The sequence below is a fragment of the Paenibacillus sp. PsM32 genome (assembly GCF_030433815.1).
Taxonomy (GTDB): Bacteria; Bacillota; Bacilli; order Paenibacillales; family Paenibacillaceae; genus Saccharibacillus; species Saccharibacillus kyungheensis.
This window is the reverse complement of the sequence record NZ_JARUWY010000001.1, coordinates 170181-184542: the sequence shown is the minus strand read 5'-3', so window position 1 is coordinate 184542 and position 14362 is coordinate 170181. Positions and strand designations below refer to the sequence as shown.

At 42.7% G+C, this 14362-nt stretch carries 11 protein-coding genes; all 11 read left to right on the top strand.

What is annotated here, in order from left to right; genetic code table 11:
• Positions 1–27 precede the first annotated feature (27 nt).
• The 11 genes from QCD85_RS00860 to QCD85_RS00810 all read left to right on the top strand — a co-directional run bounded on the left by QCD85_RS00860 (position 28) and on the right by QCD85_RS00810 (position 14322).
• Complete coding sequence (locus QCD85_RS00860) at positions 28–1419, top strand: allantoinase (protein WP_301261366.1); 1392 nt, start codon at positions 28–30, stop codon at positions 1417–1419.
• Positions 1412–2686 carry an allantoate deiminase gene (allC, locus tag QCD85_RS00855; protein WP_301261365.1) on the top strand — a complete coding sequence of 425 codons (1275 nt, stop codon included), beginning with the start codon at positions 1412–1414 and terminating at the stop codon, positions 2684–2686. The genes QCD85_RS00860 and allC overlap by 8 nt, the downstream gene beginning before the upstream one ends.
• Positions 2673–3929, top strand: a complete 1257-nt coding sequence (locus tag QCD85_RS00850) for a pyridoxal-phosphate-dependent aminotransferase family protein (protein WP_301261364.1) — start codon at positions 2673–2675, stop codon at positions 3927–3929. Before allC ends, QCD85_RS00850 begins: the two co-directional genes overlap by 14 nt.
• Entirely contained in the window at positions 3926–5515 is a 1590-nt protein-coding gene (gene ggt / locus QCD85_RS00845; protein WP_441005589.1) for a gamma-glutamyltransferase, read from the top strand. The genes QCD85_RS00850 and ggt overlap by 4 nt, the downstream gene beginning before the upstream one ends.
• Positions 5516–5544: 29 nt before the next feature.
• The gene (locus QCD85_RS00840) at positions 5545–6867 is read left to right on the top strand and encodes a 5'-deoxyadenosine deaminase (protein WP_301261363.1); all 1323 of its coding nucleotides are present in this window, start codon (positions 5545–5547) and stop codon (positions 6865–6867) included.
• A gap of 69 nt (positions 6868–6936) precedes the next feature.
• Positions 6937–7974, top strand: coding sequence for an XdhC family protein (locus tag QCD85_RS00835; RefSeq protein WP_301261362.1), 1038 nt, complete (start codon positions 6937–6939; stop codon positions 7972–7974).
• The gene (locus QCD85_RS00830) at positions 7934–8590 is read left to right on the top strand and encodes a nucleotidyltransferase family protein (RefSeq protein ID WP_301261361.1); all 657 of its coding nucleotides are present in this window, start codon (positions 7934–7936) and stop codon (positions 8588–8590) included. The genes QCD85_RS00835 and QCD85_RS00830 overlap by 41 nt, the downstream gene beginning before the upstream one ends.
• A 318-nt stretch (positions 8591–8908) precedes the next feature.
• The gene (locus QCD85_RS00825; protein WP_301261360.1) at positions 8909–9865 is read left to right on the top strand and encodes an FAD binding domain-containing protein; all 957 of its coding nucleotides are present in this window, start codon (positions 8909–8911) and stop codon (positions 9863–9865) included.
• A 6-nt stretch (positions 9866–9871) separates the two neighbouring features.
• Complete coding sequence (gene pucD / locus QCD85_RS00820; protein WP_301261359.1) at positions 9872–12247, top strand: xanthine dehydrogenase subunit D; 2376 nt, start codon at positions 9872–9874, stop codon at positions 12245–12247.
• Positions 12244–12768, top strand: a complete 525-nt coding sequence (locus QCD85_RS00815; RefSeq protein WP_274170346.1) for a (2Fe-2S)-binding protein — start codon at positions 12244–12246, stop codon at positions 12766–12768. The genes pucD and QCD85_RS00815 overlap by 4 nt, the downstream gene beginning before the upstream one ends.
• Before the next feature lie 504 nt (positions 12769–13272).
• The gene (locus QCD85_RS00810; RefSeq protein WP_274170345.1) at positions 13273–14322 is read left to right on the top strand and encodes a phosphotransferase; all 1050 of its coding nucleotides are present in this window, start codon (positions 13273–13275) and stop codon (positions 14320–14322) included.
• The last annotated feature ends 40 nt before the right edge of the window (positions 14323–14362 follow it).

The window sequence follows — 14362 nt, the reverse complement described above, 5'->3', positions numbered from 1 at the left end:
AAAGGAAATAAGGAAGGAGTGTAGAGGATGCAACCAGAACTGGATCTGATTATTACTGGAGGCACTGTTGTATTACCAGATCGTGTAGCCAAAATGGATATTGGTATTCGAAATGGCAAAATACAATCACTAACTCCTTCTATCCCTTATACACATGGAGTGACTGTGATTCAAGCGGATGGATTGCATATATTACCGGGAACCGTTGATATTCATGTTCATTTTAATGAACCCGGATTAGGCAGTTGGGAAGGATTTCAGACAGGTTCGGCAGCTCTTGCCGCAGGAGGAATAACCACCTATGTTGATATGCCACTAAATGGTGTACCACCAACTACAAATGCTGAACATCTGGATGCCAAAAAGCAAGTAGCCAAGCAACATTCTTATGTTGATTACGCACTCTGGGGTGGACTGGTAGAAGGAAATATTGATCAATTAGCAGCAATGTCAGCAGGCGGTGTAGTGGGGTTCAAAGCATTTATGTCAGAACCGGGTGGAGAAGGAGAAGATATCTTCTCCAGAGCAGACGATACTACGTTACGATCTGGAATGACAGAGATTGCTAGATTGGGTCATGTGCTTGCATTACATGCTGAAGATGAACCCACCGTATCTGCACTAGCCAATCAAGCAGTAGCAGAAGGAAGAACAGGAGTAAGAGATTATCTGGATTCCCGACCGATTGAAGCTGAAGTGATAGCTGTGAAGCGTGCACTGGAGTATAGCCGTCAGACAAATTGCGCGCTCCACTTTGTGCATATTAGTAGCCGGGAAGCGGTCGATATCATTACCGCTGCTAAGCAAGAAGGACTGGATGTAACAGTAGAGACATGTCCTCATTATTTAGTACTAACCGATCAAGATGTAGAAGATCAAGGTGTACTTGCTAAATGTGCACCGCCTTTACGTAGTGCTACAGAGCAATCTGCTCTCTGGGATGCAGTCGCACTCGGGCTTATTGATATTATTGCTTCAGATCATTCGCCTTGCCCGCCTGAAATGAAGCAATCGAACAATTTTTTTGAAGCATGGGGCGGTATATCGGGAGCGCAGAGCACATTGTTATTGATGCTGGAAGAAGGTTATCATCGGCGTCAGATCTCTTTGCCAGCGATAGCAAATATGGTATCAAAGCATCCGGCTAAACGTGTAGGAGTATCTCAATCTAAAGGTCAGATTAAAGTAGGCTTAGATGCAGATCTTGTACTTGTGAATCTGGAGCAATCGTATACGTTAGAACATGATGATCTATATGATAAACATCGTCAAAGCCCTTATGTAGGATATTCATTTTCCTCGACGGTGCACAAGACGATAGTACGCGGACATATTGTATATGACCAGTCATCTGGATTGACGGATACATGTATCGGACAATTTATTGCTTATCAGACAGGAGGAGTGATTCATGGCTAAGCAAGCAGCGCCAATGATTGAAAATTACAGTGCAAAGTTACACAGTATGGTGGAATGGCTGGCTCAATTTGGAGCTGATGAACAAGGCGGAGTCACTCGGTTGTTATACACTCCTGCATGGTTAGAAGCACAACAAGCATTGTTTGATTATATGGAAATGCAAGGATTAGAACCTTTTTACGATCAAGTCGGGAATCTTACAGGTCGGTTAGTAGGCAAGCAATCTGAACGACTACCGATTGTAACAGGTTCGCATATTGATACTGTTGTATTTGGAGGTAAATACGATGGTGCACTGGGCGTCGTTGCAGGTGTACTGGCACTTTCTTATTTGAAAGAAACCTATGGAGAGCCTTTACGAACGATTGAAGTGATATCACTAGCTGAAGAAGAAGGTAGCCGATTTCCTTTAACGTATTGGGGATCAGGCAATATTACTGGATCATATCAAGTGAGTGAAGTTCCGGTAGTGAAAGATCGTGATGGGGTTAGCTTGGAACAGGCGATGAAGCAAGCAGGATTCGGAGCTGAATCCATATACTCTTCATGTCAGCGTGAATTTGCTGCTTATATCGAACTTCATATTGAACAAGGATTTGTATTGGAGCGCACAGGGCATCAGATTGGTGTAGTTACAGGGATTGTAGGTCAGCGCCGGATTGAAGTGAAAGTGCTCGGTGAAAGTAATCATGCAGGCACAACACCGATGCAATGGCGTAGAGATACATTAGCAGGTGCAGCCTTGATGATTAGTAGCGTCAAGCGTTCTGCATTAGAATGGGGCGATCCATTGGTCGCTACGGTGGGAAGTCTGCAAGTATCACCGAATGTACCGAATGTGATTGCAGGAGAGACAACATTTACATTGGATATTCGTCATTTGGATCATCAGATATTGAATGATTATACAGATGCTTTATATGAAGAAATTTCAGCGATAGCAGAGCAAGAAGGATTAACATTATCCTGGAAAGAGCATTTACGGGCAGAACCTGTTCCTATGCATCAAGCGATGATTGATGATTTGCAACATGTATGCGATCAAGCAGGTATATCGTCGCTATCATTACCAAGTGGAGCAGGGCATGACGCTCAGATTTTTGGTGTAGAATGTCCTTCTGCAATGATCTTTGTACCGAGTCGTGAAGGCATTAGCCATAACCCGTTAGAATATACAGCTGAAGCTGATATTATACAGGGCTTCAAAGTACTAACCGAATTGCTATATCAATATGCTTATCGAGGTGAAGACCATGAAGCGTTATAAAGACTTATCGCCACCCCCGCGCACGATTATGACCCCCGGTCCTGTTGAAGTGGACCCACGTGTATTGCGAGCGATGTCGATGCCTATTTTGGGGCAATTTGATCCTGCTTTTACCGATATTATGAATGAAACGATGGAAATGTTACGCGAGTTGTATATGACTACTAATCAATGGGCTTTTCCTGTCGATGGTACTTCACGTTCAGGGCTTGAAGCAGTGATGGTTAGCTTAATCGAACCCGGCGATAAAGTGCTGGTTCCAATCTACGGACGATTTGGACATTTACTAACTGAAATTGCTGAGCGTTGCGGTGCAGAGGTTGAGACTATTGAGACGGAATGGGGAACTGTATTTGATCCTGAAGTCGTAAAGCAAGCGATTGTCCAATATCAACCGACGATTGTAGCGATGGTACATGGTGAAACATCTACAGGATGTATGCAACCTTTGTCTGAAATAGGGCATTTTTGTCGGGAACATGATGTGCTATTTGTTGTAGATGCTGTAGCTACAATCGGAGGGGTTCCTTTTTATACGGATGAATGGAAAGTTGATGCAGTAATGGGCGGTACTCAGAAATGTCTGTCTGTTCCTTCAGGCATGGCACCGATTACGTATAATGATCGAGTAGAACGTAAGATTCTAGGACGTAAAAGTATCGAGCGTGGACTTCGGACTGCAAATGATCTTCCGTTAGCAGGTATGTCCGGTCATAATCGCATCGCCAGTAATTATTTTGATCTGGCACAATTGCAAGATTATTGGAGCCCTAAGCGACTTAATCATCATACAGAAGCTACCACGATGTTATATGGATTACGTGAAGGGTTGCGTATTTTGTTAGAAGAAGGTCTGGAAGCACGGTTTGCCCGTCATGCAGAAAATGGAGCAGCGATTGTAGCTGGTATCCGCGGAATGGGATTAGAATTATTCGGAGATGACAGTGCAAGATTGCCTGTTGTTACTTGTATCCAAATTCCAGCAGGTGTAGATGGCGAAAGTGTACGTTCGATGTTGCTTCATGATTTTGGGATTGAGATCGCCAGTTCTTTTGGTCCACTACAAGGTAAAATCTGGCGGATCGGTAGTATGGGATATAGCAGTAGTCGCAAAAATGTACTTCATGTTTTAGGTGCTCTGGAAGCAGTATTAATCCACCATGGTGTGAAATTACCGGCAGGACAAGGTGTGCAAGCGGCACTTAGTGTGTATGCTGGTCAGAAAGAGGTGACGTACCAGTGAACATTATGCCCCAATCGCGTAGAGGAATGGTTGCAGCACCGCATTATTTAGCAAGTCAGACAGGTGCCTTTATTTTGCAGTCCGGTGGCAATGCATTTGATGCTGCGGTTGCGGTAAGTGCTGTACTGGGTGTCGTCTATCCTCATATGACAGGGCCTGGTGGAGATGCTTTTTTTCTAATTCATGATGGTCATACAGGCAAGATTGAAGGATATAATGGAAGTGGGCGTTCTGCTGCCAAAGCAACACCTGAATGGTATACCAAGCAAGGGTATACGACTATTCCAAGTCGTGGCCCTTTAGCGGCTGTAACTGTTCCGGGTATGGTAGATGCCTGGGAAGCAGTCTGGAAAAAGTATGGACGGTTGCCATGGGCTGAGATTATCGCTCCGGCGGTTCGATACGCAGAAGAAGGCTTTCCAGCTTCACCAAGTCTAGCACGCTGGATTATGCGTGATCTGGAATGGATTCAGCAAGATACTCATCTTCAATCGGTATTTTGCCCTAATGGTATTCCGTTAGTAGAAGGCGATATTGTTATTCAGACTAAGCTTGCTCAGACGCTACGGTTGATTGGCGAACAAGGAAGTGCATGTTTTTACAATGGATCTATCGGACAGATGATCGGTGAAGCGACAGAACGAGATGGTAGTGTATTAACGAAGGAAGATCTGTCAGCACATCAAGGAGAATGGGTAGAACCTGTATCGACCACATATCGAGGACACCGGGTATATCAAATGCCACCGAATACACAGGGATTCTCGGTATTGATGATGCTTAATATTTTGGAAAATGTTGATTTGTCGTCTATTGCTCGCTTTTCGCCTGAATTTTATCATCTGGTAGTAGAAACCGTGAAAAAAGCTTTTCAAGATCGAGATCGTTATTTAACCGATCCTGCTTTTCGAGATATTCCTATAGAACAATTATTATCCAAAGACTATGCAAAAAAATTATGGTATGACATGCAATATCATCCTCAAGCGTCTCCGCATCTTTCACCTGCAATGGGTCAGGATACGGCTTATGCGGCTGTAACTGATGATGAAGGCAATACAGTTTCGTTTATTCAAAGTCTTTATTTTGATTTTGGATCTGCTTATGTGCCGGGGGATAGTGGTGTTATTTTGCAAAATAGAGGTTCATTCTTTTCACTCGATGATCGGGCGCCGAATGTATTGGAACCACGTAAACGTACTTTCCATACATTAATGCCAGGAATGGTAACGAAAAATGGTAAACCTTATCTGCTGTTAGGAACGCAAGGTGGAGAAGGACAACCTCAGACCCAATTATCTATTTTGACCGGTGTGATTGATTATCAATTAACAATCCAGCAGGCGATTGGATTGCCACGATGGTTGTATGGACGGACATGGGGCGATATGAGCGATACGTTAAAAATCGAAAGCCGTTCATATGAAGATATTTATTCGCGTTTAGAAGCTTACGGGCATATCGTAGAACCGATTCGTGATTACGATGCAGTAATGGGTGAAGCGCAAGGAATTATGATTAATGAACAAGGTGTATTTAGCGGTGCGGCTGATCCTCGTAGTGATGGGATTGCTATCGGAATATAGAGCGGGATAGAGACAGAGGGGGACGCATCATGGGAAGCATCATGATTAGACAAGCACAGATGGTCACAATGAACGATCGAGAAGAAGTATTTATTGGGGATTTATTGATCGAAAATAATAAAATTGTCAAAATGGCTCCACATTTGGATGATCATGCCGATCAAGAAATAGATGGACGAGGCAAAACGTTATTGCCAGGATTTATTCAGACGCATATTCATTTGTGCCAGACATTATTTCGTGGTCGAGCAGACGATATGGAACTGATGGATTGGTTACGTAAGCGTATCTGGCCATTGGAAGCTGCTCATGATGAAGAATCGATTTTTTATTCTGCATTGTTAGGAATTGGAGAATTGATTTCTAGTGGAACGACAACGATCTGTGATATGGAGACCGTACATCATACCGATTCTGCTTTTCAAGCGATGGCGCAAAGTGGGCTACGGGTCATCTCCGGTAAAGTAATGATGGATCATGGAACCGATGTCCCTGAACCGTTACAGGAAGACACCGACGAATCTCTTCAAAAAAGTGTAGATTTATTAGAAAAATGGAATGGCTTCGGTGGTGGACGTATTCAATACGCGTTCTGTCCACGATTTGTTGTTTCTTGTACAGAACGTCTGCTTACCGAAGTACGCGATCTTTCTGCTCAATACCATGTTAAAGTGCATACTCATGCTTCTGAAAATCGTGGAGAAATTTCACTGGTCGAACAAGAACGAGGAATGCGTAATATTGTGTATTTGGATCATATCGGTCTTGCTAATCCACGTCTGATTCTGGCGCACTGCGTATGGCTTAGTGAAGAAGAGAAGCAGATTTTGTACAAACGTGGAGTGAAAGTCACTCACTGCCCGGGTTCAAATCTCAAACTTTCTTCCGGTATCGCTGAAATTCCAGACTTGATGAATCGTCATATCCATGTTGGTCTTGGAGCCGATGGAGCGCCTTGTAACAATAACCTCGATATGTTTCAAGAAATGCGCTTAGCTGCATTGATCCAGAAAGTTCCTCATGGACCAACGGTTATGGATGCTAGAACAGTATTGCGTATGGCGACGATGGGCGGAGCAGAAGTACTAGGAATGGCAAAAGAAATCGGCAGTCTAGAAGTAGGCAAAAAAGCTGATGTGGTCTTGCTTGATCTGGAAGATTATCATACATTCCCTTCGTATGATGTAGATGTGTATTCCAGAGTCGTGTACTCGGCAACACGTAGCAATGTAGATACCGTTATTATTGATGGCAGTGTTGTATTGGAAAATCGCCGTGTCAAAACGATCGATCGCAGTATTGTATTACGCGAATCCGATCGTTCGATCAAACGTTTGATGACACGTATGTAATACAGGCTGACTCGCTACCTGAGAATATTTGCAATATTCACATTCAAAAAACAAAGGAGCTGGAGACTCATGGATATGAAAGACCTGTGCAAAATCGCTTTATCTCAACATCAACAACAAATGCGTACAGTTCTTGCTACTGTTGTCCATGTAGAAGGACATGCATACCGCAAAGAAGGAGTCTCCATGATTCTGACTGCTGATGGACAACAATTCGGCAGTATAAGCCCGGGTTGCCTGGAAAGCGATCTTGTAGCTCGTGTAGATGATGTCTGGAACAGTTCCCAAGTATCTATCGTGGAATACGATATGCGTCCAGCAGATGATCTATCATGGGGTGAAAATATCGGCTGTGGTGGGTTATTAAATATTTTGTTGGAGCCAGTCAGAGGTTCCTTTTTGAATGTGATTCGTGAATTGAATGATCGTTTGGATCAAGGTGAAAATGTAGTGCTTACTCGTTCTTTTCAAAAAAATGGTGAGCAGATTGATTATCAATTATCAGATCAACCATTAATGCTTGCTCATGATGCTAACTCAGGTACTGAATCTCTGTCTGATGGGCAAAAGGATCAGTATACATTTGTTCGTACTTATCGTCCTAAGCCACGTCTTATTCTAATCGGTGCTGGCGACGACAGTATACTTGTAAGTTCGCTAGCACAGTTATCAGGGTTTGATGTAGTTGTAGGGGATTGGCGTGCAGGATTGTGTACAGAGGAGCGGTTTGCAGGCGCTACCTGTATCGTAGGATTTCCGCAGTCTTTATATGAACAAATACAACCGGGTGAACAAGACTATATGATCTTAATGAGTCATAATTTTCCGCGTGAACGAGAATGGGTGGAATTGATGGTAGATCAGCATTGTGCTTATCTAGGCATTATGGGTTCCAAAGAACGAACACGCCGATTAATGGATCAATTACCAGCATACCCTTCGTTACATTCTCCTGTAGGCTTATCCATTGGGGCAGATGGACCAGATGAAATTGCAATCAGTATTATCGCCGAACTGATCGCTGTCAAACGTGGACGTGTACTTGTACCGAGAAAGGATGTTACACATGAACATCACCGCCTTAGTGCTTACAGCGGGCAAAAGTAGTCGTATGGGCAAAGACAAATTGAGTATGCCTTTGTATACAGCAGATAGCGCGCCTGTATCTGAGCCTGTACCGACGATCGGAGGTAAAGTACTATCTACCGTTTTGACCAATCCACAGATTCAGCATGTAGTTCCAGTGACTGCTCCGTATTCTTCGCTTGAATGGCAACAAGAAATTCAAGCTTGGACAGACCAATATCCTTCCAAAATGCAACCTGTTGTATGCGAACAAGCTCATTTAGGAATGTCATATTCTATTCGTTGTGGTATGAAGCAAGTACGGTTATCTCAAGCAGATGCCGTACTTATTTTGCTTGGCGATCAGCCTTTAATCACATCAACCATGTTAACAGAACTAATAACAATCTATCAGTATCAACCTGATGTCGACTATATCGCTTCTGCTGATCATGAAGGCATCAAACCTCCTGTCATTTTCCCCGCCCATATGTGGACTTATCTAGAGCAACTGCAAGGTGATCAAGGAGCTCGTAAAGTATTCATGAATCCAGATTTCTATAGCAATATCGTTAAATATCCAGATCATTTTTTCTGGGATGCTGATACGCCTGAAGCTCTAGCTCAAATCCAGCATTATATACGTTCTGCTACATAACTAACTATCATAATCTATTAATAAGTGAGTTACTGTTTCATTAGCCATTAGAAGCATCTTATGTAACACAAGTTATACATAAATAATAATTAGATCAATCCACTTCTTTTGTGTTAGTATATATTACATAATAATTTGATTTTGAAGAATCAAAAAGTGCATAAAGCACAAAATAAAGCTATTTATTTATATTTACTACAAATTTAAGTGAGAATAATTGACATAAGACTGTGATTTCATTAAGATTTGTTCAATTGATAGATGATGGAGAGTATTTCGATCATCTAACGTGCGAAAAGAACAAATGGAGGTGACATCATGGAAATGAATATAGAGACGAGCAGGATTCCTGATCCTTTTTCACGTAAAGTCTGGGAGCCAGCAGATGCAGAAGAAGCCATGATGATCAAACGTCAATATGGAGCCGACGCAGTATTCGTAGCAGGAGGAACATTACTACGTACGCAGTGGGAAGGCGGTATTGTAAATAGACCTGAGCACTTTATTCGACTGGATACGATTGCTGATCTATGCGGAATTCATGAAAGTGATCAACATATATATATTGGTGCATTAACAAGGCTTCGTGAATGTGGAGCAGATGCTTATATCGCTCATCATGGAGCTACGTTATATGAATCGTGTCGTCATATTGCAGCACCTTCTATTCGCAATCAAGCTACGATTGGCGGAAATATAGCTTCTGCTGTAGGGGATGCTATTCCTGCTCTACTGGTACACAATGCCTCGCTTCATTGGGCAGATATTGGAAGTGAAGTCACAACGATCGAACAGGATCTTAGCGATTGGTTAGAGATCGTGAAAAGCGGTAGAAAAAGTATGAATGCCGTGTTGTTAGGAATAAATTTGGAGAAACAGAATCGCTTGTTAGCTACAGAATCGATAGAACAGTCTGTCGATCATCAACAAGAGATTACTTTTTTTCGCAAAATTGGTCGCAGAGAAGCATTCACACCATCGCTTGTCACAGTAGCATTTCGCGCCAAGATAGATCCATTAGGATACTTTTCACAAGTAAGAATAGCCGCAGGTGGTGGTTCTGGTATCGCAATGCGCTTATCTACATGTGAACAGTTATTAGAAGGCAATCGATATCAAGCTGATATGATTACTTCTTTAGCACGACTTGCAAGCGATCAATTTATAACATACAGTGATCCTTTTGCCAGTGAACAGTATCGTCAACAAACAGCAGGAAATCTATTAGCAGCAGGATTATGGGAAACGATACATGCACAGATCGAAAGGAGATGATAGCCTATGTTGCTGAATCGAGAAAGTAGTGGAGAGCGCTGGCGTAAGCGGAGAGACGGCAAAGAAAAAGTAACAGGAGAATTGCAGTATTTGACCGATATGACTGCTGAAGGAATGTTATATGGACGCGTACTACGAAGTATTCATCCTCATGCACGTATTCTATCATTAGATGTGTCTGCGGCAGAAGCATATGAAGGGGTTATCGCTGTAATTACTCATCATGATGTTCCAGGATTGAATCGCTTTGGTATAGCTACACCAGATCAACCGGCATTATGTGAAGATACAGTGCGTTATATTGGAGATGCAATAGCCGCTGTAGCAGCAACTTCATTAGAGATTGCCGAGTATGCTCTTTCTCTCATACGTGTGGAATATGAAGTGTTAGAGACGATTACAGATACAGATAGAGCACTAGAAGAATCGGCGCCAAGACTTCATCCACAAGGTAATGTATTACATCGGACTCAAGTGAAGCGTGGCAGCACCGATACTGCTCTTGCCAACTGTGCTCATGTTGTTCATCAAGTGTATCGTACACCAAGACAGATGCATGCTTATATGGAGACAGAAGGTGGATTATTTGTTCCTGAAGAAGATGGTCGTCTAACAGTCTACGCCCCTACACAGCATGGATATAAAGACCGGATGCAAATTGCTCGTATTCTAGGATGGGAAGAAGAACGGATTCGTGTCATCTCCAGTCCAATCGGCGGTTCATTTGGTGGAAAAGATGAATTAAATGTACAACCATATGGTTCATTATTAGCACTGAAAAGTGGTCGTCCTATCAAAATGCATAATTCAAGACAAGAATCGGTTCGTGCTGGACTTAAGCGTCATCCGATGAAGATTGAAATGAAAACAGGGATTGATGAATACGGTCATTTAGTTGCTCATTATGTGCGTATCGTAGCCGATACAGGAGCTTATGCAACATTGGGAGCGCCGGTACTTAATTTTGCCACAGAGCATTCAATGGGACCTTATCGTATAGAGCATGTCGATGTAGAAGGGGTATCTGTGTATACCAATAATGGATTATCCGGCGAGTTTCGTGGATTTGGTGGAAATCAAGCGATATTTGCGATGGAAGGGCAAATGGATCGCTTGGCTGAATTGATCCAGATGGACCCGTGGGAGTTTCGGATGTTGAATCGGCGCCAGCAAAATGATCCAGGGCCACTAGAACAACGCATTTTACAAACCAATGGTCTTGAACAAGTGATGCAAGCACTGACTCAGTCTAAGCTATGGCAACGCAAGCTACACCCTTCACAATATTATGAACAAGATCGTTCTGTGGAGATTATGAGTGGGATGAGTGAACAGAAGTCTGCATTTCAGCCACCGTGGATCAAGCGTGGGATAGGAGCAGCACTGGCTATGCATGGTGCAGGTCTCGGTTATGGTATAGATGATCCAGCAGGTGGACGACTTGCGCTAAATGAACAGGGAAAGATTGAAGTTTTCTTTAGCTATGAAGAATTCGGGCAAGGACTGATTGCGACGTTAGAGATCATGTTAATCGATCTGTTCCAATGTGAACCTGATGATCTGAGTATCGTTATCGGAGATACAGATCGTGTTCCTCATAGTGGATCAAGTACAGCTTCACGCTCAACAACGATGGCATGGATGGCATTACAGCGCTTAAAGACTCCTTTTCTCCAAAGCATTTTAACGATAGCGTCTGAGATTAGCGGTGTGCCTTCCGAGCAGTTAACTACAGGCAAAGCAGGTATCTGGTTACTGAGCGACGATCTTATCGTTGTAGATGAATCTGAACCTGTTATTACGTACCTTGAAATTGCAACACATATGAGTATAGCAGGCAAGTCAAATGAATTGATTTTTGATACAGAATTTGCTTATCCCACTACACCGGATGCGGTAGTAGGCGGGCATTATTTATATACGTATGCGGCTGTTGCAGCAGAAGTAGAAGTGAATACGTTAACAGGACATGTAAAATTGTTGGCTAATTATCATACTGTTGCCGCAGGCCCTGTCATTAATCCAATGGGATTTTTGGGGCAGATTGAAGGCGGTAGTGTGATGGCACTAGGATTTACATTAACCGAAGATGCAGTGATGAATGAAGGACATTATTTGACCAAAAATATGGATACGTATCTTATTCCTACAATCAAAGACATGCATACTTCACTTGAAGTTGAAGCAATCGAAGATTTACCAGAAGGCGATACTTTTGGCCCGCGCGGCATAGGAGAGATTGGCTCGGTTGCACTTGCACCAGCAATCACGGCTGCGATTCGTGATGCTGTCGGAGTATGGGTTCCTCATTTACCAGTGGCAAGGGAATTACTGATTCAACCGATAGAGACATGGCAAGCAGAAAGGGTGAGTCCACGATGAAAACAACAGATACAACATGGCAAGCTACTGTGAATGGAGAACATCGTGAATTGGATATTGATCCTTCGCGTCGTCTGGTCGATGTGATTCGTGGAGACTTGAATCTAACAGGAACTAAAGTTTCTTGCGAAATTGGTCGCTGTGGTGCGTGCATGGTCATGATCGATGGGGAACCGGTCAATTCTTGTCTGACTATGGCATATCAATGTGCTGGTAAAGAAATCACAACGATTGAAGGATTACATGGAGAAAGCAAAGAGCAATTGCATCCGATTCAAGAAGCATTTTTGGAAGAAGGGGGATTTCAGTGTGGATATTGTACACCGGGTATGATTATTTCCACCAAAGCATTGCTCGATCAGACCCCCCATCCTAATGATGATGAGATCAAAGAAGGATTATGCGGTAATCTATGTCGCTGTACAGGATACGGTGGCATTATGCGCGCAGTACAGAGTGCGGCTACCAAATGTCAGCAACAACAGCAAGAATTATCAGATACATCCCACATCGTTCGTTGAATCCATAGGAACAAATATCGTATAGATCTATGCTATACATGAGTGAATCCTTTCCTTACAGCAGATTATTGCATTGAGGGAAAGGATTTTGTTTTGTACATATAGTTGTCCCAGATATACACCTTACATCCTGTAACAAAGGACTATCATCATCAGTATAGACTCTATCCCTTCATAAATGAGCTGTAACCAAAGTGTAATGTAAAACTTTTGGTATTCGCTAAAATTTGGATTGGTAAGGACACCTGAATTGTTATATTATTAACGAACAGGTAAAAGGTTATGCGTTGGCTTTTCATCGGAAAATAAGATGCAATAAGCTGATAGGATTGCTGAATAGTAGACAGACAATGTAATAGATGAAGTATGATTGAATAGCTCATTTTATGGCTAACATACTTGGGCTTGTGATAAGTCAGTGTCTGCACCTAGAGTTCTTATGGATATGGACTCAATCAGCTTCTCCATTACCCGCATTACAAAAGGCAGCAAGGAGGGGAACCTTTGGAAAGCGAATATATAGATTCCATGGAACAACTGGCAGATCATTATTTTCCATCTGGAAATTGGCATATGGTTGAAGGCAAAGGCGGTATGAATAATACCACAATGTTTATAGATCACGCGTCTAGCCGCTATGTGCTACGACGATACGAAACCCATAAAGAACCGGACAAAGTTCGCTATGAACATGAAGTGTTATCTGCGCTTCCTGCGGTTCTAGTTGGACTGAATACACCGAAGCCTGTCAAAGATACCCAAGGACAGACAATTCATGTTACAGGGCCAGTGAATGAAGAGGATTCTCGTAGCGCTGGCAGAATAGCCGCGTTATTTCATTATATGGATGGTCATACACCTCAATTAAGAACAACAGAAGAGATTTTTCACTTTGGTCAGGTGACCGGGCAGTTATCTGCCGCATTGGCGCAGATTGATATTGATCTGCATCCGGTATATCCGCCTTATTATCGGTTGGGACAATCGTATCCTTTATGTAGTCCAGGTCGATTAGAAGCATTTTGTGCTCATCCGCCTGAAGACTTTAATAGTATCGCAGATATTTTATATCGTATTGGAGAACGTCTGGGTGAGCAGTTGATGCGGATCACTCGTCTGGTATCATTACCTCATCAATTGATTCATGGTGATCTGAACGCATCCAATATGCTGGAATCTACAGATGGACAGATTACAGCGATTTTAGATTTTGAATTTGTGACACGTGATTTACGGGCGATGGAACCGGCAGTCTGTTTGTCAGATATGTTGCAGACAGTCGAATGGAATGTAGCTGATGAGAAGCAGTGTACTGCTTTTTTGCAAGGGTATGCGACCCGGATTCATTTGTCAGATCAAGAGATTGAAGCGATTCCACTACTTATTTTGTTGCGTCGTATCGATGTATTTATGCATTTTTTAAGTCGTTATTTTGAAGGGATCGATGATGCTGACGTGGTAATTGCGCAAGCACAACGTCTGGATGCTGGACTACAATGGTATGAGAAAAGTGGTCCTCTTTTACAATTACTGTGCCGTCGTATCTTTAAATAATGAACTTTGTATTGACGCGAAAATGAAAATAAAAATAGCG